A 25,274-nucleotide genomic window follows, 5' to 3' on the forward strand; every position below is an offset into this window, starting at 1 on the left:
GTGTAAGTGTTAAATAAATCGAGCACGGAAGTAACATGTCTAGAACAAGCAAACCCATTATTGGAATTGTTAGTTGCGCTAAAGAATTGGGTGGCTATCAAATACAGGCAGTGAATAATTTTTACCTCACGGCTGTGAAAGACTTTGGTGGGTTGCCACTGATATTGGCTCCGGATATGGCAAGTGAAGACGTTGAGCGTCTTCTTAACATCTGCGACGGTTTTTTATTTCCGGGGAGTCACTCAAATGTGGCACCACATCATTACAACGGCACTCATGAAGAGTCTAAGAAAGATGAAGCTCGAGATGAGCTTTCCTTTACTTTGATTCGTCAAGCGATAGACAAAGACATTCCGTGTTTTGGTGTTTGCCGTGGATTTCAAGAGATGAATGTTGCTCTGGGAGGCTCACTGAACCCAGCAGTTCATGATTCAGGTTTCAACGACCATAGAGAGAGTGAGGTCGAAGACTTTGAGGAAAAGTACGCTCCATCACACGCGGTGTTGGTGCAAAAACAAAGTTTGTTTGAGAAATGGCTGACTGAAAATCATTGGGAAAACACTATCTTTTTTGAGGTTAATACTCTTCATAACCAAGGGGTTGACCAATTAGCTCCCCAACTGACTGTGGAAGCTAAAGCACCGGATGGTTTAGTGGAAGCGTTTAGTCTTCCAGGGCAAAAATTCTTTGTTGGCGTGCAGTGGCACCCAGAATGGAAAGCAAAAACGAATCATTTCTCTCAAATTTTGTTTAAAGAATTTATGATGGCGGCCTCTCTATAAGTTAGGAGCCACCTACATGGACAACCAAGAGATTGGTAAAAATATTGTTCGATTAAGAAAAGAACATGGATTGTCACAACGAGAATTAGCCGAACGAGCAGGTATTACACATAGCGCGATCTCTTCGATTGAGAATGCGAAGGTAAGCCCTTCAGTAAGTTCGTTGCAAAAAATAGTGAATGTTTTTTCTTTATCTCTTTCGGAGTTTTTCACACTTGAACAACCCAAAAGCGATGAAGTGAAGGTTGTCGTTGCACCTGAAGAGTTGGTTGAAATGGGCAGTGAGTCGGTTTCAATGAAATTGGTAACCAACGGCAGCAAAGAACAGGTAATTGGATTTTTGATTGAAGAGTATGCCCCCCACGGCACAACGGGTGCGGCGGAAATTAAACATGAAGGCGAAGAGATCGGCACTATTTTAGAGGGCGAAATCACTCTGGAATACAAAGAGCAATCTTTTGTCCTTAAACAAGGTGAATCGTACATTATTGATACGACGCAGCCGCACAAGTTCACAAATCACACAGACAAGGCTTGTCGAATGATAAGCGCGCATACGCCAACCACATTCTAAGTGGGCCTTGCCTTGTTGTGATAACAAGGAGAGCGTATGAAAACCCAAGAACAATGGATTGAACTGAGAAACAATCTAAACATCGAAAATCGTGCCTTTATTAATGGCGAATATAGCGCAGCTATCAGTGGAGAAACTCTAGATGTTGTTAACCCGGCTACCGACGAGACACTGACCCAGATAGCTCGTTGCCAAGAAGAAGATGTTGAGCTTGCGGTAACATGTGCTCGTCAAGCTTTCCTTTCTGGTGAATGGAGCAACAGCGCTCCGTCATATCGCAAAGCGGTACTCAGCCAATTTGCAACGCTGATTGACCAACATCGTGAAGAACTTGCGTTGCTGGAAACCCTAGATACGGGTAAGCCAATCAGCCATAGCTTTTCAACCGATATCCCTGGTGCTGCAAGTGCACTGCGTTGGTATGCAGAAGCCATCGATAAAGTGTATGGGGAAGTCGCGCCAACGGAACAAGATGTACACGCCTTTGTTTCTCATCAAGCTATCGGTGTTGTTGCAGCGGTAGTTCCATGGAACTTTCCATTATGGTTAGCTTGCTGGAAACTTGGCCCTGCATTAGCAGCAGGTAATAGCGTTATTCTTAAACCCTCTGAAAAATCTTCTCTCACTGCTATTTATATTGGTCAACTCGCCAATCAAGCAGGCTTACCACGTGGCGTTTTTCAAGTCGTTACAGGCTTTGGCCATGAAGCCGGTGATGCTTTAGCGAAACACCATGACGTCGACTGTATTGCATTTACGGGTTCCACTCGTATTGCTGGTCAATTAATGGTTCGTTCTGGTGAAACCAATCTTAAGCGTGTGTTTGCTGAGGCTGGTGGTAAGAATGCCAATATCGTATTTGAAGACTGCGAAGACCTCGATCGTGCAGCCGCAGAAACCGCTGGTGGTTGCTTCTATAACCAAGGCGAAGTCTGTGTCGCTGCAACTCGTTTATTAGTGCACGAAAGCATCAAAGATCGCTTTGTTGATAAAGTCATTTCTGCGGCTCAATCCTTTATGCCGAAAGACCCAATGGACACCTCATCTTCGATGGGAGCGCTCATCGATCAAGGTCACAAATCAAAAGTGCTTGAATATATAGAGCTTGGCCAAGCGGAAGGTGCAGTTCTTCGTTGCGGGGGTGATGTTGAAGGCAAAGGTGCATTTGTTGAGCCGACCATTCTTGATAACGTTGACAATAAAATGCGTGTCGCCCAGGAAGAGATCTTTGGTCCTGTACTTTGTGTTATCTCATTTAAAGATGAAGCTGAAGCCGTCGCAATCGCCAATGACTCAAAATACGGTTTAGGTGCGGCGCTTTGGAGCAATAACATTAACCGCGTACACCGTGTAGCTAAACAGCTTCAGGCAGGTTCTGTTTGGGTGAACAACTACAACGAAGGTGATATGACCGTCCCTTTTGGTGGGTTCAAAATGAGTGGTAACGGCCGTGATAAATCACTGCACGCCATCGAAAAATTCACAGAAACCAAAACCACTTGGATTCGCCTTCACCCTTAGCCTGCTGATGATTAATAAAGGAATATCACTATGAATAAGCATACGGATTCGTTTTACGCCCACTCTATCCCGAACATGCCAGAGTTCCCACAACTGCAAGACAACATTGAGTGTGATGTGTGTGTGGTTGGGGCTGGGTTTTCAGGTTTATCTTCGGCTCTTCATTTAGCCGAGAAAGGTTTTAAGGTAGTGGTACTAGAGAGTGCCAAAGTTGGTTTTGGAGCAACTGGTCGTAATGGTGGACAGATCGTCAATAGCTACAGCCGAGATGTTGATGTAATAGAAAGCCGTTACGACCAACCCCAGGCTAAAGCCCTGTGTGACATGATTTTCGAAGGCGGAGATGTCATTCGTGGCCTAATCGAAAAATACGATATTGAGTGTGACCACAAACGCGGTGGCCTATTTACCGCGCTAAACAAAAAGCAGTTAATAGGTTTAGAGCATCATAAGAAAAACTGGGAGCGATATGGTAATGACCAGCTCACCATGTTGGATGCTAGCCAAGTAGAAGAGGCGGTTGGTACTCAAGCTTACACCGGTGGCTTGCTTGATATGCGAGGTGGGCACATTCATCCGCTTAAACTCGCATTGGGGGAAGCCGCAGCATTTGTTTCTCTTGGTGGCCAAATTTTTGAACAATCAGCGGTAACGTCCATTGAAAAAGGTGCGAATCCTGTTGCAAGAACAGCGAGCGGTAGCGTGAAGAGTAAATACTTGGTGTTAGCTGGCAACGCCTACTTAGGTGGGTTGGCTCCGAATATCAGTAACAAAGCCATCCCATGTGGAACTCAAGTCGTGGCGACAGAGCCGCTTACCGATGAGCAACTAAAACAGGTTTTACCAAGTGACTACTGCGTTGAAGACTGTAATTACTTACTGGACTATTTCCGATTGAGTGCCGACAAACGCTTGTTGTTTGGGGGCGGGGTGGTTTATGGCGCTCGTGACCCTCAAGACATTGAGTCTCTGATTCGTCCTAAGTTAGAAGGTATTTTCCCTCAACTTAAAGGTATCAAGATTGATTACACATGGACTGGTAACTTCTTACTTACCTACTCACGTATGCCGCAGTTCGGCGCATTCGACGACAATATTTATTATTTGCAAGGCTACAGTGGTCATGGAGTTACCTGTACTCACTTGGCTGGCAAGTTATTGGCAGAAGCCTTAACAGGGCATGCCGAACGATTTGATGCCTTCGCACAACTCAAGCACTACGCCTTCCCTGGTGGACGTCACTTCCAAATACCATTCACAGCAGTTGGCGCAGCGTATTACAACCTAAGAGATAAACTGGCTATCTAACCGGACGATAAGGAACATCCAATGAGTAGAGTAGTAAAATTCGCGGCCCTGCAACTGACCAAAAGCTGGGATCTGGAAGATAACCTAAATAAAGCTAAGCAAGCGATTCGTGAAGCTGCGAGTAACGGTGCCAATGTGGTTTTGCCGCAGGAATTGTTCGCTGCTCCTTATTTTTGTAAGAAGCAAGAAGCTAAGTATTTTGAGTTGGCTGAGGAAGTAGACAATTGTCTGTTGATAACAGAGATGAGTGCATTGGCAAAAGAACTCGGGGTCGTGATTCCAGTTAGTTATTTTGAAAAAGCGGGCAATACCTTCTTTAACTCATTAGTGATGATTGATGCCGATGGCACTGTGCTAGATAACTACCGCAAATCACACATCCCGGATGGTCCGGGTTATAGCGAAAAATACTATTTTAGTCCTGGAGATACTGGTTTCAAAGTATGGCAAACCCAGTTTGGTAAGTTCGGCGCTGGTATTTGCTGGGATCAATGGTTTCCCGAGCTTGCTCGTAGCTTAGCGTTACATGGTGCAGAAGCCATTTTTTACCCAACCGCTATTGGCAGCGAACCACAAGATCCAACTTTAGATTCTCGTGATCACTGGCAACGCACTATGCAAGGCCATTCCGCTGCAAACTTGGTTCCTGTGATTGCGTCTAATCGCGTAGGCACAGAATGTGATGATGGCATTGAAACCACATTCTACGGTTCTTCTTTTATTACCGATCATACTGGTGGCAAGTTGGCAGAAGCGCCACGTGATGAGGAAGCTATCATTTACGCGGAGATTGATTTAGCCGCAACGGCTCAAGCGCGTCACTCGTGGGGGCTGTTCCGTGACCGCCGCCCAGATCTATATGGCTCTGTGGGCAAACTAGCAGTTTAAAGGGGCAGACTATGCAGTTATCGACAACACCACTGCAAGATGGGTTCTACTTTCCAGCTGAGTTTCATCCTATTGAAGAAGTTTGGTTGGCTTGGCCAGAAAGACGAGACAATTGGCGTGATAACGCCCTTCCTGCCCAGCAAACATTCGCTAGCATTGCGAATGCAATAGCAGAAGTGACTAAGGTTTGTGTCGCCGTGAGTGCGAAGCAATTTGATAAGGCGAGAACATTGCTTCATTCAGATATTCGGCTTGTTGAAATCCCATTCAATGATGCGTGGATGCGTGATATTGGGCCCACAGTGTTGGTGAATCAAGACGGCGAGCGTCGTGGAATCAACTGGCAGTTTAACGCTTGGGGTGGTGACTATAATGGCCTCTATGAAAACTGGCAGCAGGACGACCTAGTGGCTAGCTCAGTATGTGACATTATCGGAATTGATCACTACAACGCCCCATTCGTTTTAGAGGGGGGCTCAATTCATACTGATGGCGAAGGTACGCTCTATACAACAGAAGAGTGTTTGCTTAGTCCGGGACGCAACCCTGAGTTGAATCAACAACAGATAGAAACACATCTCAAAGAATATCTAGGTATTGAAAAGGTCATTTGGCTGCCTAAAGGACTATTCGATGATGAAACTGACGGACATGTTGATAATTTGATGCATGTAATTGCCCCGGGGAAAGTGGTATTGAGTTGGACAGATGATCCATCAGACCCACAATTCGCATTATCTCGTCAGGCGGAACAAGTGTTAAAAGATCAATCTGATGCTAAAGGTCGAGAGATTGAAATCATCCGTTTACCGTTGCCAGGGCCTTTGCACTATAGCGAAGCAGAAGCAAGCGGAATTGATAAAAGTGATGGAATGACACGTGATGCAGGGGAAAGGTTAAGTGCTTCTTATGCCAACTTTCTTATCGCGAATGGTTATGTGTTTTTGCCATTGCTCGATGATAGAACTGACGAGCAGGCAATAAAAATATTGCGGCAAGCGATGCCTGAACATCAAGTCGTTGGTATACCAACGCGTGAGGTTTTGCTGGGTGGAGGTAACATCCACTGCATTACTCAGCAGATCCCTGCTTAGGAAAACCATTATTAAAACAATGAACTATTGGTTTTCTGCTTGGTAGGGTAACTATCAGTAGACGCCAAGGTAAAGCTGTCAAAAGGAATCCCCATGCAACAAATTACAAATCAATCATTGCTGTCGTTTATGGTGCTAAATCAAGACCAAGGTATTGCTGTAAGTAACCCCGCGACGGGTGAAATACTTGGTTATGCACCAGTGTCGTCTGAACATGACATTTTAGATGGGGTCGAGCGTGCAAGCTTCGCGCAAAAAGAGTGGGCTTTGCTGCCAGCCAAAACCCGTTCTGGTTTACTACAAAAATGGTATCAGTTGTTACTTGATAACAAGGAAGATCTCGGTCGCCTGATGACGTTAGAGCAAGGCAAGCCATGGGCAGAAGCACAAGGTGAGGTGTTGTACGGCGCAAGCTTTATCGAGTGGTTTGCTGAAGAAGCGAAGCGTACCTATGGTGAGACAATTCCAGCGCCAAGTAGCGACAAACGCCTTGTAACTATGAAACAACCTATTGGAGTAGCTTGTGCGATTACTCCGTGGAATTTTCCTATTGCAATGATAACTCGTAAGGCAGGTCCAGCACTTGCGGCTGGCTGTAGTTTTATTGTGAAGCCGTCTGAATCCACACCTTTATCTGCTTTTGCTGTAGCTGAGCTAGCATATCAAGCGGGCATTCCTCGTGATGTACTGCAAGTGGTATTGGGCGCGAATTCTCGTCAAGTTGGCGGTATTTTTACCTCACATCCTCTGATTCGTAAGCTCTCTTTCACGGGCTCTACGCAAGTTGGAAGAGTGCTGATGCAGCAAAGTGCAAACGACATCAAGCGAACGTCAATGGAGCTCGGTGGAAATGCACCATTTATCGTATTTGATGATGCAGATATTGATGCGGCTGTGCTTGGTGCAATGGCGTCTAAGTTTCGTAATGCCGGTCAAACTTGCGTCTGCGCTAACCGTTTTTATGTACATAACAAGGTGTACGATGATTTTGTTGAAAAATTCGATGCAGCAGTGCAGCAGCTTAAAGTAGGCAATGGTCTAGAAGAGGGTGTAAATGTTGGTCCGGTAATCAGCGAATCAGCAAAACAAGGTATTCAGTCCCTCATTGACGGCGCAATCGAACAGGGCGCGAAACCAGTTACTGAGCCGAAAACTCTTGATGGTCTATTCATGCAACCTGTCGTTCTCAAAAACGTTACGCATGATATGGATATTATCTCGCAAGAGATCTTTGGCCCCGTCGCTCCTGTGATCAAATTTGATGATGACCAACAGCTTATCGAAATGGCTAACGACACTATCTATGGCTTAGCGTCTTACTTCTATAGCCAAAATATCCACCGTGTATGGAAGATAGCAGAAGCACTGGAGTACGGCATGGTAGGAATTAACGAAGGCATGATCTCTACCGAGGTAGCCCCTTTCGGTGGAGTTAAGCAGTCCGGTATCGGGCGTGAAGGGGCAAAACAAGGTATCGATGAATACATGAGCATCAAATATCTCTGCTTTGGCGGCAACTAATCAAAGGACATGACAATGACAAATCAACAACTACATCAAAGAAGAAGCGAAGTTATCGCTCAAGGCATGGGCGCACTGTACCCACTTTATGTCGAAAAAGCAGAGAATGCTCACGTGTGGGATGTGGATGGAAATAAATATATCGACTTTGCTGCTGGTATCGCGGTAACGAATACAGGGCATGCAAATAAGCGTATCAACGAAGCGGTAAAGGCTCAACTGGATAACTTTTCACACACTTGTGCTATGGTGACGCCTTATGCCTCCTTTGTTGAACTGGCAGAAAAGCTCACAGAACTCGCCCCCGGTGACAGTGATAAAAAAGCGATTTTCCTGACAACAGGAGCTGAAGCGGTTGAGAATGCTGTGAAAGTAGCGAGAGCTCATACTGGCCGCACTGGTGTGATTGCTTTTAAAGGTGGCTTCCACGGCCGTACTAATATGACCATGGGGCTAACTGGTAAAGTCGCGCCTTACAAAGCGGGCTTTGGCCCATTTCCAAATGAAATATTTCATGCACCTTACCCAAATGCTTTTCATGGCGTAAGCACAGAACAAAGCCTGCAAGCGCTCGATGATTTGTTTGCGTGTGATATTGAGCCATCACGCGTGGCGGCGATAATCTTTGAGCCTGTGCAAGGTGAAGGCGGTTTCTATCAAGCCCCCGCGGAGTTTGCTCAAGGCCTGCGTGAGTTGTGTGACAAATACGGCATTATGCTTATCGCGGATGAAATTCAAACGGGCTTTGCGCGCACGGGTAAAATGTTTGCCACTGAATATCTGGGCATTGAACCCGACATGATAACAATGGCAAAAGGTATTGCGGGTGGTTTCCCTATCTCAGCAGTAGTGGGAAAAGCCGGTGTTATGGATTCGGCACTACCAGGTGGCTTAGGTGGTACTTACGCTGGCTCTCCGTTGGGGTGTGTGGCTGGTTTAGAAGTCCTAAAAATTATCGAAGAAGAGCAATTGTGTGCTAAAGCAATGGGCATTGGTGAGGTTGTGAATGCCCGTATGAGCAAGCTACAGGAATCGGTTCCAGCTATTGGTGAAATACGTACCACTGGAGCGATGATGGCTATTGAGTTTACTGATCCAGAGTCAGGCAAGCCATTGCAGGACTTAACTAAAGCGGTGATAGCGAAAGCACAAGAAAATGGTCTTATTCTGCTTTCGTGTGGTGTAAAAGCGAATGTAATTCGTCTGCTTCCACCATTAACTATTGAATCTGAAGTACTCAGCGAAGGCTTAGATAAGCTTGAGAAAATTATTCTGGAAGTTGTTTAGGATTTGAGTTAAGACATTGTATTTTAATATAAAGGTCATTGTAGATATTCTTTTCGTGCTTATAATGTCCCTTCCTGAAATGTATTTACACATTGAGGACGGGGCTGTGAATGAATAAGTAAGGCCGACATCATGTCGGCCTTTTTGTTTTCGCTTTTCTAGTTGGCGTGTACCTAGTTATTCATCGCCAGTTTACCTAGCTTCATTGCAGCTGCATGGTGGCGGTGCATTAGTTGTTCCATGTCTACGCCAATCACAGCGCCATCGTTCACTCGCCACTTACCTGCAACCATCACTTTATCCGCTTGTTGAGCACCACAAAGTAGTAATGCGGCCAGTGGGTCGTGGCTGCCAGAAAAACGAATATCATCGAGCTTGAACATCGCGATATCGGCTTGTTTGCCAACCTCTAGTGTACCAATGTCGGTTCTGCCCATTGCCGCGGCAGAACCGGATGTCGCCCAGCGCAATGCATCAAAGTGTGAAACGTTGGCGGAACCATATTGCAGGCGTTGTAGATACATCGCCATGCGCACTTCGGCAATCATATTAGAGCCGTCGTTTGAGGCCGAACCATCCACACCTAGCCCGACTTTTACGCCTGCTGCTTCTAGATCGTTGTTTTTACAAATACCGGAAGCCAACATCATATTGGAAGTTGGGCAGTGACTGATACCAATGCCTGCTTTACCCAAACGTTTGATCTCTTCTGGATTGAAGTGAATACCATGAGCGAGCCAAGTGCGCTCGTTCAGCCAACCCACATCTTCTAGGTAATCAACTGGGCGCAAGCCAAACTTCTCTATACAGAAGTCTTCTTCATCGAGCGTTTCGCATAGGTGCGTGTGCATCATGACGTTTTCACGCTCACTGATCTTGGCGGTCTCTTTCATCAGGTCGGTAGTGACTGAGAACGGCGAACAAGGCGCGAGTGCGATTTGAATCATCGCGCCTTCATCACGCTGGTGGTAATCGCGAATCAAGCGTTGGCTGTCATCTATAATGGTCTGTTCGGTTTGAATGGTGTGTCGTGGAGGTAATCCACCTTCATCTTCCCCTAGGCTCATGGAACCTCGGGTAAATATCGCTCTAACGCCCAGTTTCTCTGCGGCCTCGACTTGCAAATCAATAGCGTGCTCAAGCCCGTCTGGTAGCAAGTAATGGTGATCGGAAGCAGTGGTACAGCCCGACATCATCAGCTCAACCAGAGCAAGCTCTGTTGCGAGGCTCATCATCTCCGAATCGAGGTTGGCCCAAACTGGGTAGAGGCTTTGTAGCCAATGGAAGAGTTCTTTATTGAGTGCGCCGGGGTAGGCTCGCGTTAGGGTTTGATAGAAGTGGTGGTGCGCATTGATAAGCCCAGGAGTCACAACATGACGAGAGGCGTCGACGCTGTAATCTACGGGTAAGGTCGGCTCTTTGTGTTTGCCAACCAGTTCAATGATTTTATTACCTTTTATGACGATTCCGCCTTCTGCATCAGCCTGCGAGCCAGTGTAGATTGCGAGAGGATTCTTAATCCAGATGGTTTCCATTCATAGTAGTCCTTAGCCATCTCAGCCTTTTCAGGGAAGAGGGTCTTTATTTGGTATTTGTTGTTGAAAGATAAATTCAAATCAAGGGCGATGAGACATTCACTGTTATCGTTACGCCCGTGATTCTTCGGAAATCGGTTTTACGCTCGTTAGCGATTTATCTAGTTCGTTTTTGGCTCAGGGTTATCTGATGCCGTTTGAACTTCAGTTTCTGTTGTTGCTTGTTGAATTTCTAATTGCTCGTTTGAGTGTAGTTCTTCTTCTGCTTGTTCTTTCATTTCTAGCTCAACTTGCGCTTGGCTTTCGGCTAACGCTTCTTGTTCTTCTGCGCGTGAAGATTTAGGCAATACAAGGTTAAGAACAACCGTCATGATGGTGCCAGTCGTAATGCCAGAGTGAAGGAAATTGGCCAAATCGTGTGGCAAATGTTGAAGCAATCTTGGTTCGAAGGTGACGGCTAAGCCAGACGCTAAACCTACACAGATTACTAAGGCATTTCGCTTGGTGTCTGCGGCCTTGAACAACATGCGGATACCCGCGTAAGCAATCATCCCGAACATCACAAAGCCCACACCACCCAAAACAGGTTTCGGAATCGTGACGGCAATAGCGGCTAATTTCGGGAATAAACCACCTAAAATTAACAAACCACCGGTTGCAGCTACTACATAGCGACTTGCTACACCTGTGATACCCACAATACCGACGTTTTGGCTGAATGACGCCAGTGGCATCGCTGTTAAAATCGAAGACAAGGTACTACCAAGACCATCGCCTAGCAGTCCACGTTTTAGATCTTTACCGCTGACTTGGGTTTGGCAGTTGTTGCCAAGCGCCATGAAGTCACCGGTTGCTTCAGCGATAACCACGATGTACACCAAGCTCATGCTGATGATGGCACTAGCAGAAAACGTAAAGCCATACTTAAATGGTTCTGGGCCACCGACCCAAGCAGCAGAGCTGATCTGCTCAAGATCGACCATGCCGAGTGACAGAGCCACAATGTAACCACCTGCTAGGCCAATCACGATAGCGGAGGCCGCAACCGCGCCTTTACAGTAAACCGATACGCCAATCACTATCCCCAAAGAGACCAGTGCGAGAAACAGTTTTGGTAGCGTGGCGAATTGTTCCGTGTTGGCAGGAGAATCGCCAACCCAGTTCATGGCAACCGGTAAAATGGTTAAGCCGATTAGGGTAACCACCACACCACTTACCACGGTCGGGAACAGCTTGCGAACCTTGTCCATGTAGAAGCTGGCACCAATTACCACGAATGAGCCGATAAGTGCTGAGCCCATGATAGCGGCGACACCACCTTCGTTACCGATGGAAATAGCCACACCTAAAAAGGCAAAGCTTGAGCCCATTACAACAGGCAGTCGAATACCAACAGGGCCAAAACCGAGACATTGCGCGACAGTCACAATACCAGAAGCCAATAGCGCCGCATTGATCAGTGAAACGATCTCGGTGTTGGGCAGGCCGATAGAGGCGCCGACAATAAGAGGCACAGCAACGATGCCACCAATCGAGGCGAGCATATGCTGTAAAGCGAGTAGAAGGGTTAGCCCATGGGGCGGTCTTTCATTAAGGGTGTACAGAAGTTTCATTTGATATTCCTCTGCCTGCGTTTCCGTTTACAGGCGATTGGCGGTCAAATAATGACTTCTACAAACTGCGTAGGGTCATAAAAAAGTGCACTGAATCGGTAGGGTTTCTGCTCTCTCGTCATCAATGCAATTAGCTTTCTTAAAAATCATGTTGTTGCTTGGCTTGCGAACCAGCCAAGCAACGTTGTGAGCAATCAAGAAATGACTGCTCAGGAGCTTTAGGGTTAACCGATGAACACTAGCTTGGCGATGAAGATAGCCGCTAGGAAGTACATCGAGATAGACACATCTTTGGTTTTACCTGTCGCCAACTTAAGCACTGTGTAGGTAATGAAACCCAATGCGATACCGTTCGCGATAGAGAAGGTCAGTGGCATCATTAGTGCGGTAATCGCGGCTGGAGCACCGTTAGTGAAGTCTTTCCAATCGACGTGCTGCATGCTGCTCATCATCACGAATGCGACGTAAATAAGAGCACCAGACGTTGCGTAAGCGGGGATCATGCCTGCAAGCGGTGATAGGAAAATTGCCGCTAAGAACAACACACCAACCACGATTGCTGAAAGACCTGTACGTGCGCCTGCTGCAACACCGGCTGCACTCTCTACATAACTGGTTACTGGCGGACAGCCTACACACGCACCTGCCACGCTTGAAATACTGTCGGCTTTCAGTGCTTTGCTTAGGCCTTCAATCTTGCCCGTTTCAGGGTTGGTCAGGTTTGCACGCTCAGCTACGCCCATCAAGGTACCAGCTGTATCAAACATGTTTACAAAAAGGAAAGCCAAGATAACGCTGATCATCGATACGTTTAGTGCACCGGCGATATCCATTGCCATAAAGGTAGGCGCTAAGCTTGGTGGTGCAGCGAAGAAGCCATCGTAGTGAACTAGGCCAAGCATCATGCCGACTAGCGTTACACTCAAAATACCGATAAGCACCGCGCCAAACACTTTACGCTCACTCAGAACCGCAATGATCAAGAATGCAATCGCAGCAAGCAGAGCTTCTGGTTTCGTGAAGTCACCCAATGAAACCAAAGTTGCTGGGTTTTCGACGACGATACCCGCTGTTTTTAAGCCAATCAGACCTAAGAACAAACCAACACCTGCAGTCATGGAATAGCGCAAGCTCTCAGGAATACTCTCGATAATCCATTGGCGGACTTTGTAGAAACTCATCCCGACAAACAAGATACCTGAGATAAACACCGCACCCAGTGCCACTTCCCAGCTGTAACCCATTTCGCTTACTACTGTGAATGAGAAGAATGCATTCAAACCCATGCCCGGTGCTAGGCCGACAGGCCAGTTCGCGAATAAGCCCATTAACAAGCAACCAATCGCGGCACCAATACAGGTCGCGACAAATACTGCCCCTGCATCCATGCCTGAAGCGGCCATGATTTGTGGGTTAACGAAGATGATATAAGCCATGGTTGCGAAGGTAGTGACACCACCGACTAACTCATTTTTTACGCTGCTTCCATGTGCCTTAATCTTAAAGAGTTTCTCTAAAATTCCGTTGTTCGCATCTTGGTTGAGTATTTCTGTTTTACTCTCACTCATGTCTGCAAGTCCTTTTATGTTGTGATCCATTTATTGAATACAGCGAGATTTCAATATTAAGTTTTAAGGTTTTTTCCTAGCCGCTATTTCTTTAGCTATCAGTAGATTAGTCATCAACTCTCTAACTAATAACGTTATTAGTATTTTTATATGAGCGTGCTTAATGAGCGCGCATCTTTTTAGATGCACGCATGAATCTGTTTATTATTGGGTGATAGAGCCTAGATCGGGATTCTAAGCATCGGGACTAACTGCCCCGATAAGTCGAGAAACTGTATGGTGAGACTAAAAGCGGAACGTGGTAGTGCGCATCGGGATCATCCAAGCCGAAGCGAATAACCACATCGTCTAGGAAAGGCACGCCATCCAATTCCACACCTTTGTTTTTGTAGTAGTCGGCTACATAGAATACCAATTGATATTTTCCCGGTCGGAATTCATTCCCAGCCAGAATCGGCGCATCGGTTCGGCCATCGGAGTTAGTGATTACCGTCGCCAACTTTTCTGTTGAGTCTTCATTGACCTTATAAAGCTCTACCTTGATCTCTGCACCCGGTAAGCCGTGAGTCGTATCTAATACGTGTGTTGTTAGTCTTCCCATAGTCCTTTAATAGCGCTTTTGGCGCTCCTCTGTTCCGTGGTTTATCTGTCTGTTTCGACCTTGCAAAGAATGCAACTGGTCACTTTGTTATCACTAACTATGTACGAACTGTACACAATTAGTAAAGCAAATTGTTGGAAAAATGTTAACCATTGTGTCGTTTTTTATGATTTTATAGATCTTGATTATCGTTTTTTGGTGAGTTTTGTCTTCATTAAGTTATTGTTTTTAAGTGATAATGGCACGTAAATTTGACTTGAATAACAAAATCTTTACATTGAGATAAATAATTGTATACAATAAATGTACAGGGGTAAGGTTGCTCTGTTTATCGAGAATCCATTTGGTTGAATCATTTGGTGACTTACTTAAAGAGCGGCTAAGCCAACCACTTATGTTAGGAGTACTTGGATGAATAAGGATTATTCAAGAAATTTGATCGGTTACGGAGCTAACCCTCCAAACCCTCAATGGCCAGGTAATGCGCGCGTCGCGGTTTCTTTTGTATTGAACTATGAAGAGGGCGGTGAGCGTTGTTTGTTACATGGAGACGACGAGTCTGAAGCCTTTCTCTCAGAGATCCCGTCAGCACAGCCGATCAAAGGCGAACGTCACATCAGCATGGAATCCATCTATGAGTATGGTAGCCGTGTAGGTGTGTGGCGTGTTCTTCGCTTGTTCGATGAATATGAAATCCCACTGACTGTGTTTGCGGTTGCCATGGCCATTGAGCGTCACCCAGACGTAGCGAAAGCCATGGTAGAAGCAGGTCACGAAATCTGTAGCCACGGTTATCGCTGGATAGACTATCAATACATTGATGAGTCAGAAGAGCGTGATCATATGACCAAGGCGATTGAGATTATCCAACAAGTGACGGGTCAACGACCACAAGGTTGGTATACCGGTCGAACGGGGCCAAATACGCGTCGCTTGGTAGCAGAAGAGGGCGGCTTCCTTTACGACTCCGATGCCTACGATGATGACCTGCCTTATTGGCACACCGAAACCGGTGATCCACAACTGGTGATCCCTTACACACTCGATGTAAACGATATGCGCTTTTCAACAGCGCAAGGCTTCAACTCTGGTGAGCAGTTCTTCCAGTATTTAAAAGACACTTTTGACACCCTTTATATGGAAGGCGAAACCGCACCGAAAATGATGTCGGTAGGACTGCATTGTCGTCTTATTGGTCGTCCCGGTCGTATTGCTGCATTAAGACGTTTCTTAGATTACGTAAAACAGCATGACAGCGTGTGGCTATGTCGTCGAATCGATATCGCCAACCACTGGCACCAACATCACCCATACAACGAACAACAAAATTAGAACGAACAGCAAGGAGGCTTAACGTGACTGAATTTCGATCTTGCCAACCAACAACCATGAACCGCGATACCTTTGTCGCGCACTTTGCTGATGTGTACGAACACAGCCCATGGGTTGCTGAAGCGGTTTATGACCAAGGTTTGAATGCCGAAGACGACCATATCGAGAATCTTCACCTGAAAATGGCATCGACCTTGTTAAGTGCAGACCAAGGCAAACAGTTGGCTTTGATCAACGCTCACCCGGATTTAGCCGGTCGAGCAGCAGTAAACGGCGAACTCACAGAGTCGTCGACCAAAGAACAAGCGGGGGCAGGCATCGACCAGTGCAACGCCGAAGAATTTGAAAAATTCACTTCTTACAACAACAGCTACAAAAGTCGCTTCAATTTCCCTTTTATCATGGCGGTGAAGGGAGCCAATCGTTACCAAATTCTTGAGTCGTTCGAGATGCGATTAGGAAATGATAGTGAAACTGAGTTTGCTACGGCGATTCAAGAGATCAACAAGATCGCGATGTTTCGTCTCTGGGATATGTAAGTTAACGGAGTTAACAGCTATCTCAGCCCAGTCTTAGTGCGCTAAGAACTTGATTTATCAAAGCCTTATTGAATAAAGCATAAGCCACTGAGTTCTCATTTTATTATTACTTGATTAATTGGATAGGATTACACGGACATGACCCAAACATTTGAACAATACATAAACCTTGCAGACGAAAAACTCGGTGCAGAAGCTATTTTCGCAACAGACGATTTTTTCGCGGATAAAAGCCGTCTACTCAGCCACGCAGCGGCAGAGTGGAAAGACGACTTATACGACGATAACGGCAAGTGGATGGACGGTTGGGAAAGCAGACGCAAACGCGGCGAAGGTTACGACTACTGTGTCGTTCGCCTTGGCCTAGCTGGCACCATTGCTGGCGTTGATATTGATACCTCATTCTTCACAGGTAACTTCCCACCTTCGGCATCAATTGACGCGTGTTATTCACCACAAGGTGAGCCAACTGACTCAACAGAGTGGCAAGAAATTCTGCCTTCAATGGCACTACAGGGTGATCATCATCATCTTGAAGACATCGAAAGTGACCAAGTATTTACGCACCTACGTTTGAACATCTACCCAGACGGCGGTGTCGCACGTCTACGTGTTTATGGCCGACCAAGCGTGGATTGGGACGCAATAGATTCTCAGCAACAAGTTGACCTAGCAGCCGTTGAACACGGTGGCCGAGCACTCGCATGTAGCGACGAGCACTACGGCAACAAAGCCAACATCTTAGGCCCAGGCCGCGGTGAAAACATGGGTGATGGCTGGGAAACAGCACGTCGTCGTACACCGGGTAACGACTGGGTTATCGTGGCACTAGGCCACCCAGGTAACATCGAACGCATCGTTGTTGATACAGCCCACTTCAAAGGTAATTACCCAGACAGTTGTTCAATTCAAGCGGCTTACGTGAAGGGCGGTACCGACGACCAAGTAGAAACACAAAGCCTATTCTGGCGTGAACTGTTGCCTGCACAAAAGCTGCAAGCGCATGAGATTCACGAATTTATTTCTGAGGTAAACGACCTTGGTGCGATTACCCACGTACGTGCAAACATATTCCCAGATGGTGGTATCAGCCGTTTGCGTCTGTTTGGTACGAAAGCGAAATAGGTAAGGAAATGAGTATGAGTAATGGAATACGTCGTTTATCCATCGAACCGTTAACCAAGCAGGCTTTTGCAGAGTTTGGCGATGTTATCGAGTCCGATAATAGTGATTTCTTCATGATCAATAGTGGATCAACACGTCGCTACCACAAGCTAGCGACAACGGATGTGCAAGACCAAGACGGAGAAGCGATCATTAGCATCTTCCAAGCCACACCGTTGAGCTACCCACTGACCATCAAAATGTTAGAGCGTCATCCACTTGGCTCTCAGGCATTCATTCCATTACTTGGTCAACCCTATTTAATTGTTGTTGCGCCAAAAGGCGACGATCCAACATTAGCCAATAGCCGAGCTTTCTTGAGCAACGGTCGTCAAGGAGTGAACTATCACAAAGGGGTGTGGCATCACCCAGTGCTCGCCCTCACCGATCAAGACCAGTTCTTGATCGTCGATAGAGGCGGAGAAGGACATAACTGTGATGAAGTTTATTTTGAGAACGACCTAGTGGCATTGCATTTGGAAGATATGCCAACGGAAGACAACAAGGAAGAGCAACGCTTAGCTAAAGCGTTGTGATACAGGAGTTTATTATGGATCCGCATATTACAGAATGGTTGAACTTAGCAATACGCTGGGCTCACATGATTGTTGGTGTTGCATGGATAGGCGCATCATTTTACTTTGTTTGGTTAGAGAACAACCTTAACCGAGTAAACCCAAAAACTGGCCTTTCAGGCGACTTATGGGCAATTCACGGCGGTGGTATTTATCACCTAGAGAAGTACAAACTTGCGCCACCAGAGATGCCAGAGCACCTGCACTGGTTCAAATGGGAAGCCTACTTCACGTGGATCACCGGTGTGTGTCTACTAGGTGTGGTTTACTACCTTAACGCTGAGATTTACCTGATTGCACCGGGCTCTGGCCTTGATTCAACAACGGCAATCGCGATTGGTATTGGTTCATTCGTTGCTGGTTGGTTTATCTACGACTTACTGTGTGACTCGCCTTTAGGTAAAACCCCCGTGTTGCTTGGCGTTGTGCTGTTTTTGCTGCTCGTCGCTGCGACGTACGGCCTAACTCAAGTGTTCAGTGGCCGTGGTGCTTACATTCATGTGGGTGCAATCATTGGTACCATCATGGTGGGTAACGTATTCCGCGTTATCATGCCTGCACAACGTAACTTGGTGAAAGCGATTGAAGAGAAGCGCGAACCGGATCCGGCATTGCCAGCGAAAGGTCTACTGCGTTCTCGTCACAACAACTACATGACCCTGCCAGTGCTGTTCATCATGATCAGTAACCACTTCCCAAGCACTTATGGCTCGGAATACAACTGGCTGATCCTTGCTGGGCTAGCGATTTTCAGTATCTTGGTGCGCCATTACTTCAATACCCGTCACGGTAGTCAGAAGTTTGCATGGACAGTGCCAGTCGCGGCATTGGGTATGATCACGCTTGCGTTTGTGACCTCACCTTACGCGAAAAAACAGATGACTCCGGTTGTGCAAGCACCTGTGGTTCAAGAAGTGCAAGTCAGCGCGACTGAATCAGCGACAGAAGAGCTTGCTGGAAACGACACAGCGTCAACGACGACTAGTTCTCAAGCTGTACCTGCAGACCACGCAATGCAAACGGCTAGCGCAGGTGTAAGCTTTGAAACCATTAACAAAGTCATTCAAGAGCGCTGTTCTGTGTGTCATTCATCAACCCCGAGCCATGCCGCTTTTGCTGCTGCGCCAGCCGGTGTGATGTTTGATACCCCAGAAGAGATTAAAGCCAATGTACCAAGGATTGTTGCTCAAACCGTAACAACCAAGGTGATGCCGCTTGGTAACATGACTCAAATGACCGACGCAGAGCGCGCACTCATCGGTACTTGGGTAGAGCAAGGCGCTACGCTTCAATAATGATGTGAATCCTTTACCTAAGAGCATGAGTCTTAGGTGAGGCTTGGGGAGAGTTTGGTTTCGGGCACGCACCAAACTCATCCCACCCTGTTTCCCCGGTTCCTATAACCGGGGCTTTTTGTTTTTGGGCAGATAAAAGTAGGTACATTATTTAGCCCGATTATAGATGGGTTTTTCAGTAAGAACGCTCTGTAAGCTTCTGTTATTTTTGATTTAAAAGAGTTGTTTTAAACTTTAGGAGTTCTGTGTAACACTTCATTTGTTGAGTACGTCTAGCAGCAATTAGGGAATTATGAACAAAGAAACTGAAAAAATACTAAATGATTTGAAACTGTCTATTGATGAAGCTGCGAGGCACAGAGAAATATGGTGGGAGTTAGGTGTTTCTGAAAATAGGACAAAATTTAAAAAGGAGTTCGAGTCAGAGGAGTACAATTATTATCTACATGCGTCATACGAAGCACATAGTTTGGCTATGCTATTGGCTTTGGGACGAATTTTCGATAACGACAGTAGGTCTTCAAGTATTCGAAGCTTAAAAGATAATTTAACAGCTAATGGGCATACTAGAATAGTAGATATAATCTCTCAAAGTCTCCACTCGTATTCTACTTCAGTGCAGAAAGTACTAGATATTCGGAGTAAAATTATCGCTCATACAGATATGAGGTATGATGACAGATCTGTACTAAGGGATAATTCATTGAGTCCGGATGAGATTAAGGATCTAATCTTTGCAGTTAGAGAGACTTATTATGTCGTATTGCGTCACTTTTTTTTGAATACTAAGCAGCATCCAGATGGATCGTTTGGTGAGTCTGCGATTAAAGTGTTAACTAAGCTACAAGCTTGAGAAACCTTTTTTGAGATGTATTTTAAATGTGTAGTTTGCTTTGCAATGCTTACTATTATTGGTGATGCCGTGAGTTTGGACTCGTGACACTGACCAACCCAGCCAATTTAAGTTAATTTCTTTCTCGATTATCTAGCGAATATTGCTTTTGCGTTATTCAAGTATATGAATGTCGTTCTATATTTAGCACTTGATATGAATACCTACCCATGGCGTTTTTAGTCCAAATTGACTTTAGTTAGGACAAAAAATGGAAGACTTAATAGTCGCGTATTTCAGGGCATTGAGCTCATTCTTTAGGTATCTGTTTCAGTCGATATTGATTGATTTCATTGGTTACGGAGCTGGCTGGATAGTCTGTAAAGTCTTCACATTAGGGCGTTTCCCCCCATTGATTCCAACTGAAAAAGAGCGAACCAGAATCTCTTATATCGGAGCTATTAGCATCGTGTTGCTTCTGTTAGCAATTGGTGTGTTCAATAGTTTGTGATTCGGAGTAAGGATATATGAAATTTTACCCCGCGGAACAATACCAAGCGGCTTGCAACGAGCTGTTTATCCGATACGAACGTGACATCAAAAAGCTAATCCCTAACGCGAGAGTTGAGCACGTAGGCGCATCTTCTATTCCTTTTGCCGTGTCTAAGGGCGATTTGGATATCTTCGTAGGTGTTGATCTTGGCGAACTTGAGGATGTCATTGGGAGACTCACAACACTCGGCTTTAATGAGAAACTCGATACCTTAAGAACACCCGAACTGTGTATGTTGGAATCTACATCCGCTGATGATGTGGCCTTGCAAGTGGTCGCCAATGGTTCCGAGTTCGAATGCTTTCTAAGGTTTCGTGACAAGCTACGTGCGAATCCGGCATTAGTTCAGCAATACAACACCCTCAAAATGGCTTGTGAAGGTTGGTCTCAAGAAAAGTACCGTGCAAAGAAGTCGGCTTTTATCGAGCATGTGTTGGCTTTGAAATAACCACAAGTTTCAATTGGATATTATTCATCCAAACTCTAACTTTTAGTGCTGTTTTTACTTTCCCCTTACACTCCTTTCAAATATCGAATTTAGTATCAAATTTCTCTTTGTTATACAGGCAAGTCTCTCATTATGAAGAACTTCTTTGATAGCGAACTCATGCTCTCTAGCTCTTTGAATTTCGTTTTGCTATCGCTTGGGCTAACGCTCCTTTTTCATCTTCCGATTTGGTGTGGGTTCAACTTGAGCCGACGCAAATGGAAGCTTATGGATTATCTATGGCCGTTCTTGGCGGGTATCGGGATGCTGGGTGCAGTGTCTGAGATTCGTGCGAAAGTAGCGGGTGATTGGGTTGAAACCGAACAAACCAGAGCAGTTGCGATTTTAGAATCGGTTCAGCAGTTTTCTTTGGATAAATTAAGAAGTGATACCTGCACCGGTCAGCCATCTTTAGATAGTCACGCTCAGCACCACGAAGCGTGTTTGTGGTATTTGAATACGGCAATCACGTTCAAAGATGTCGATTTCACCTTGTTACCCAACGCATCGGATTTTACAGTTCCTGCGCCTAGTGTATCGCTGGTGGAAAGTGATGCCGTGTGGGTGGATGGTATGCTGAGTCAGTATGAGATGCAGAAAAACCAATACATAAAAACCAGAGAAGCGCAGGTGAAGCAGCCATTAGAAAGCCTCTTCTGGTATGTGAGTCCTTACTTAGTCTGTTTCGCAATAGCTCTGCGCCTTACTAAAGTGACGGCAGAGCTTAAACTGGATAAGTGCGTAAACAATTAACTCGACATAGACAGCGCGAATGACAGCAAGATAGGCAAGGTGACCACGCTTAGGAAGTTGCCGAACAACACCATAGATGCGACTTTAGGCGGCTCGACATTGAACCGTTCAGCGAACAGGTAGTTCATCACGGCAGGTGGCAGCATGGTGAACAGCACCATCATTTGTAGGTGCAGCGTTGGCAGCGGGATAAAGAAGTAGATGATGGCGAAGGCGATGGCACCAGTAAACAGCGATTGAGCCGTACACAGCAAGCCAACTTTGAGTCCGCTTAGCTTCAAGTTCACCATTTGCGAACCCAACGACAACAGCATAATTGGGACAGCAGCTTGTCCAAGCAGTGAAGTGGCTTCGTAGATTGGATTCCATACTGCAATGCCAGACAGGTTGAGCGTCATCGCTAATGCTGCGGCTAAGAATATCGGCATCTTGAGGATCTGTTTGATCGGATTACCTTCGCTTAGTAGCGCTAAACCGACACTAATGTGCACGCATGCCGATACCACAAACAGCAATACCGCAGGGGCTAATGCACTCTCACCAAAGGTATAGGTGAACAGGGGAATGGCCAGGTTGCCACTGTTGCGGAACATATGTGGCGGCGCCCAAGCTTTGAAGTTGAGCTTAAAGATCTTACAGATTGGTATCATCAATAAAGCGGGCACCAACACCGCGACCAAAGAGGCGGTGATGAGTGGCAGTTGTTCGGTGTCGAGAGGCATGGTGGTCAGCGAGGCAAACACTAGCGCAGGAATACACACATCCATGTTGATGCGATTGATCGGTTTGAAATCGGGCTTGAGCCAACGACCCACCGCAAAGCCAGCACTGGCTAAAGCAAAAACGGGAAACAGAATGCTGACGACCTGTTCGAACATAGAATTCCTTTCTAGATTGAGTGCTTCCATTTAGCTGAGAAACGAATGTTTTAGAGAGACGCTAAAGTGAAGTATGAAGTCGATATGTATAAACATTAACCTATCAATATAATGACTTGGCGTCACCGAAGATCGTTGTTTGTGAACGGTTAATTTATATTTCTTTGAATGAAGCACAAAAAAGACCAGTGGCATCAGCAACTGGTCTTTCAAGGCTAGATAAATCTGGACGGATTTTTAATTAACGACGGCTATCGCTGTCTAGCGATTGTTACTCGGTTTTCAGTCTAGCTAACGAGCTTTTGATAATCTTTGAAATTCACATCGTAGGCTTTCTCGCCGTAGATGTAAGTCTCGCTGACGGTTCTGTCGTCACCCAGGCTCATCAATACAAATAGCTTCTCTTCAAGCTTGGTCGCTTGTTCCATTCTAAAGCGCATCAGCTGAGTTGCGTGTAGATCCAACACCACGAAATCCGCTTCTTTGCCGACTTCCAAGTTACCAATCTTGTCTTCTAAATGCAGCGAACGTGCGCCGCCTAGTGTTGCCAAGAACAGCGACTTAGCTGGGTGCAGCTTCTTATGCTGTAACTGCATGATCTTGTACGCTTCACTCATTGTTTGCAGGATTGAGAAGCTGGTGCCTGCGCCTACATCAGTACCCACGCCGACACGAATACCGTGTTCTTCCATCTCTGGTAATCGGAACAAACCGGAGCCTAAGAACAAGTTCGAAGTAGGGCAAAAGGCGATGGCAGATTCAGTATCAGCAAGGCGCTTACATTCGCAGTCAGACAAGTGAATACCATGAGCAAATACCGAACGCTTGTGAAGGAGTCCGTAATGGTCATAGACATCTAGGTAACTGTCGCGCTCTGGGAACAGCGATTTCACCCACTCGATCTCTTTCTCGTTTTCAGAAAGGTGAGTGTGCATGTACACGTCTGGATATTCTTCTAGCAGTTTACCGACAGTAGCCAGTTGCTCTGGTGTGCTGGTTGGCGCAAAACGAGGTGTCACCGCGTAAAGCAAACGGCTGCGGTTGTGCCATTTCTCAATCAGTTCCTTGGAGTCTGCATAGCCAGATTCTGGTGTGTCGGTGAGGTAGTCTGGCGCATTGCGATCCATTAAGACCTTTCCCGCAATCATACGTAGATTACGCTTCTCAGCTTCTTCAAAGAATACGTTGACCGACTCTTTGTGTACCGTGCCAAAAACCAGAGCCGTAGTGGTGCCGTTGCTTGCCAATTCGTCTAAGAATAGCTTTGCCACTTTGTGTGCGTAAACTGGGTTTTTGAAGCGTTTTTCTTCTGGGAAGGTGTAGTTCTCTAACCAATCTAGTAGCTGCTCACCGTAAGACGCGATCATCCCTGTTTGAGGGTAGTGGATGTGCGTATCAATAAAGCCAGAGGTGATCAGTTTGTCTTTGTATTCTTTTACTTCGATTGTTTTAGGTTGGCGAGCTAATACCTCGTCGGCATGGCCTAAGTCGACGACATGGCCGTTCTCAACCACTAAAACACCGTCTTCAAAATAGTCGTAAGACTCATCGATACCGACGTCTTTTGGGTCGGCGACGCTGTGTAAAATACTGGCGCGATAAGCTTTGCGTTGCGTTGTCATGTTTACTTCCTTTTAATGACTTCAGCGACGTTATGGCCACTGAAGCTTTGCGACTTGTGTTAGGCGATCTTCTCTTCCAATGGTGGTTCGCCTACGTCGCTTGGTTGACTGTGTTGATCGGTCAAATCCTGATTTCGATATTGTTTGGTTGGGCGCTTTTGTTCAAGGGCTTGGCCTTGATAGTGTGCGATCAGTTCACCCGCAACCGACACCGCAATTTCGGCAGGGTGTTTGCCATTCACTGCACTAATGCCAATCGGGCAAAGCATAGTTTCGATTTGCTCTTGGCTATAGCCGCGTTGCTCTAAGCGGAAGTCGAACTTCTTGCGCTTAGTGAGTGACCCAATCATGCCAAAGTAACGGCTGTCTTCACGGTCGATAATGGCTTTGGTTAAATCGAAATCAAGCTGGTGGTTGTGGGTCATCACAAGGTAATAGCTGTTCGGTGGCATGTGTTTAACTTCACCGACTGGATCGTCGCTTACTAGCTTTTTCACACCGTGTGGCAGCGTTTCAGGAAATACTTCTTCACGTTCATCAATCCAGGTCACGCGGAAGGGCAGGGTCGCAACAATATGGAGCAGCGCTTTGGCAACATGTCCTGCGCCAAACAGCACAAGGTGGTTCTGCTGAGTGCCAATCGGTTCAAAGCTTAGCGTTGCCATTCCGCCACAACACTGGCCTAAGCGAGCGCCTAGGTTGAAGCGTTCCACTTTGAGTGACTTTTCACTGGCAATCAGCATTTCACGCGCCATTTTAGTGGCCACATGTTCAAGGTGACCACCACCAATCGTAGCGATGATTCGGTCACGAGTGACAAGCATTTTGGTGCCCGCATCGCGTGGAACGGAACCTCTGTCTTCGAGCACCGTCACCATCACACACGGTTCGTAGTTCTCTTCCAGTTTTGCCAGTTCGTGAATCCAATTATCCTTAAACATATGTCCTCCTA

Annotated in this window: 24 protein-coding genes; 17 read left to right on the forward strand and 7 right to left on the reverse strand. The window is 46.2% G+C overall.

The annotated features are described in order from the left end of the window. The first annotated feature begins 35 nt into the window (after positions 1-35). The 8 genes from AB4329_RS13550 (at position 36) to gabT (ending at position 8,975) form a co-directional block, all read left to right on the forward strand. A complete protein-coding gene (locus tag AB4329_RS13550; RefSeq protein WP_017065012.1) occupies positions 36-782 on the forward strand; it encodes a gamma-glutamyl-gamma-aminobutyrate hydrolase family protein in 747 nt (248 codons plus the stop codon). Positions 783-798: 16 nt separating this feature from the next. Next, positions 799-1,356: an HTH-type transcriptional regulator PuuR gene (gene puuR, locus AB4329_RS13555; RefSeq protein ID WP_017065011.1), complete on the forward strand. Its 558-nt coding sequence runs from the start codon at positions 799-801 to the stop codon at positions 1,354-1,356. Positions 1,357-1,392: 36 nt separating this feature from the next. After that, complete coding sequence (locus AB4329_RS13560) at positions 1,393-2,877, forward strand: aldehyde dehydrogenase (RefSeq protein WP_017065010.1); 1,485 nt, start codon at positions 1,393-1,395, stop codon at positions 2,875-2,877. A 30-nt stretch (positions 2,878-2,907) separates the two neighbouring features. After that, positions 2,908-4,185, forward strand: a complete 1,278-nt coding sequence (locus AB4329_RS13565) for an FAD-binding oxidoreductase (protein WP_017065009.1) — start codon at positions 2,908-2,910, stop codon at positions 4,183-4,185. A gap of 21 nt (positions 4,186-4,206) precedes the next feature. Beyond that, a complete protein-coding gene (aguB, locus tag AB4329_RS13570) occupies positions 4,207-5,073 on the forward strand; it encodes an N-carbamoylputrescine amidase (protein ID WP_017067340.1) in 867 nt (288 codons plus the stop codon). Between the two features lie 11 nt (positions 5,074-5,084). Then, entirely contained in the window at positions 5,085-6,167 is a 1,083-nt protein-coding gene (gene aguA / locus AB4329_RS13575) for an agmatine deiminase (RefSeq protein WP_017065007.1), read from the forward strand. A 93-nt stretch (positions 6,168-6,260) separates the two neighbouring features. Next, positions 6,261-7,688, forward strand: a complete 1,428-nt coding sequence (locus AB4329_RS13580; RefSeq protein ID WP_170967988.1) for an NAD-dependent succinate-semialdehyde dehydrogenase — start codon at positions 6,261-6,263, stop codon at positions 7,686-7,688. Positions 7,689-7,703: 15 nt separating this feature from the next. Then, positions 7,704-8,975 (forward strand): 4-aminobutyrate--2-oxoglutarate transaminase, encoded by a 1,272-nt coding sequence (gabT, locus tag AB4329_RS13585; RefSeq protein WP_137001372.1) that lies wholly within the window; start codon positions 7,704-7,706, stop codon positions 8,973-8,975. Between the two features lie 173 nt (positions 8,976-9,148). Here gabT and AB4329_RS13590 read toward each other — a convergent pair whose 3' ends face one another. The 4 genes from AB4329_RS13590 to uraH all read right to left on the reverse strand — a co-directional run bounded on the left by AB4329_RS13590 (position 9,149) and on the right by uraH (position 14,292). After that, complete coding sequence (locus AB4329_RS13590; RefSeq protein ID WP_017067339.1) at positions 9,149-10,510, reverse strand: 8-oxoguanine deaminase; 1,362 nt, start codon at positions 10,508-10,510, stop codon at positions 9,149-9,151. A 161-nt stretch (positions 10,511-10,671) separates the two neighbouring features. Beyond that, entirely contained in the window at positions 10,672-12,123 is a 1,452-nt protein-coding gene (locus AB4329_RS13595; RefSeq protein ID WP_372138535.1) for a nucleobase:cation symporter-2 family protein, read from the reverse strand. Positions 12,124-12,347: 224 nt separating this feature from the next. Further along, positions 12,348-13,691: an NCS2 family permease gene (locus tag AB4329_RS13600; RefSeq protein WP_017065002.1), complete on the reverse strand. Its 1,344-nt coding sequence runs from the start codon at positions 13,689-13,691 to the stop codon at positions 12,348-12,350. Positions 13,692-13,938: 247 nt separating this feature from the next. Then, entirely contained in the window at positions 13,939-14,292 is a 354-nt protein-coding gene (gene uraH, locus AB4329_RS13605; RefSeq protein WP_102393993.1) for a hydroxyisourate hydrolase, read from the reverse strand. Between the two features lie 411 nt (positions 14,293-14,703). On the opposite strand from uraH, the gene puuE reads away from it, so the two are divergent. The 9 genes from puuE (at position 14,704) to AB4329_RS13650 (ending at position 21,822) form a co-directional block, all read left to right on the forward strand. Next, a complete protein-coding gene (gene puuE / locus AB4329_RS13610; protein ID WP_136974058.1) occupies positions 14,704-15,624 on the forward strand; it encodes an allantoinase PuuE in 921 nt (306 codons plus the stop codon). Between the two features lie 23 nt (positions 15,625-15,647). Continuing rightward, complete coding sequence (gene uraD / locus AB4329_RS13615) at positions 15,648-16,163, forward strand: 2-oxo-4-hydroxy-4-carboxy-5-ureidoimidazoline decarboxylase (RefSeq protein ID WP_102383811.1); 516 nt, start codon at positions 15,648-15,650, stop codon at positions 16,161-16,163. Positions 16,164-16,301: 138 nt separating this feature from the next. Continuing rightward, positions 16,302-17,288, forward strand: a complete 987-nt coding sequence (gene alc, locus AB4329_RS13620) for an allantoicase (protein ID WP_372138536.1) — start codon at positions 16,302-16,304, stop codon at positions 17,286-17,288. A gap of 14 nt (positions 17,289-17,302) precedes the next feature. Continuing rightward, the gene (locus AB4329_RS13625) at positions 17,303-17,863 is read left to right on the forward strand and encodes an ureidoglycolate lyase (RefSeq protein WP_017061598.1); all 561 of its coding nucleotides are present in this window, start codon (positions 17,303-17,305) and stop codon (positions 17,861-17,863) included. Positions 17,864-17,877: 14 nt separating this feature from the next. After that, positions 17,878-19,197, forward strand: a complete 1,320-nt coding sequence (locus tag AB4329_RS13630) for a urate hydroxylase PuuD (RefSeq protein WP_372138538.1) — start codon at positions 17,878-17,880, stop codon at positions 19,195-19,197. A gap of 292 nt (positions 19,198-19,489) precedes the next feature. After that, positions 19,490-20,050 (forward strand): hypothetical protein, encoded by a 561-nt coding sequence (locus AB4329_RS13635; RefSeq protein WP_017071670.1) that lies wholly within the window; start codon positions 19,490-19,492, stop codon positions 20,048-20,050. A gap of 250 nt (positions 20,051-20,300) precedes the next feature. Beyond that, on the forward strand, positions 20,301-20,540 hold the full coding sequence (locus tag AB4329_RS13640; RefSeq protein WP_372138539.1) for a hypothetical protein: 240 nt from the start codon (positions 20,301-20,303) through the stop codon (positions 20,538-20,540). 16 nt (positions 20,541-20,556) lie between these two features. Next, positions 20,557-21,030 carry a GrpB family protein gene (locus tag AB4329_RS13645; RefSeq protein WP_372138541.1) on the forward strand — a complete coding sequence of 158 codons (474 nt, stop codon included), beginning with the start codon at positions 20,557-20,559 and terminating at the stop codon, positions 21,028-21,030. Between the two features lie 267 nt (positions 21,031-21,297). Continuing rightward, entirely contained in the window at positions 21,298-21,822 is a 525-nt protein-coding gene (locus AB4329_RS13650; RefSeq protein ID WP_372138542.1) for a hypothetical protein, read from the forward strand. Here AB4329_RS13650 and AB4329_RS13655 read toward each other — a convergent pair. From AB4329_RS13655 to xdhC, 3 genes are all read right to left on the reverse strand, one after another. Then, entirely contained in the window at positions 21,819-22,700 is an 882-nt protein-coding gene (locus AB4329_RS13655) for an AEC family transporter (RefSeq protein WP_004732869.1), read from the reverse strand. The two genes, AB4329_RS13650 and AB4329_RS13655, sit on opposite strands and share 4 nt — an antisense overlap. A gap of 287 nt (positions 22,701-22,987) precedes the next feature. Next, positions 22,988-24,322 (reverse strand): guanine deaminase, encoded by a 1,335-nt coding sequence (guaD, locus tag AB4329_RS13660; RefSeq protein WP_372138544.1) that lies wholly within the window; start codon positions 24,320-24,322, stop codon positions 22,988-22,990. A gap of 59 nt (positions 24,323-24,381) precedes the next feature. Continuing rightward, positions 24,382-25,263, reverse strand: coding sequence for a xanthine dehydrogenase accessory protein XdhC (xdhC, locus tag AB4329_RS13665; protein WP_004732871.1), 882 nt, complete (start codon positions 25,261-25,263; stop codon positions 24,382-24,384). Positions 25,264-25,274: the final 11 nt, after the last annotated feature.

Origin of the sequence: Vibrio sp. 10N.261.54.A5, from assembly GCF_041471145.1 — a bacterium.
GTDB lineage: Bacteria > Pseudomonadota > Gammaproteobacteria > Enterobacterales > Vibrionaceae > Vibrio > Vibrio crassostreae_C.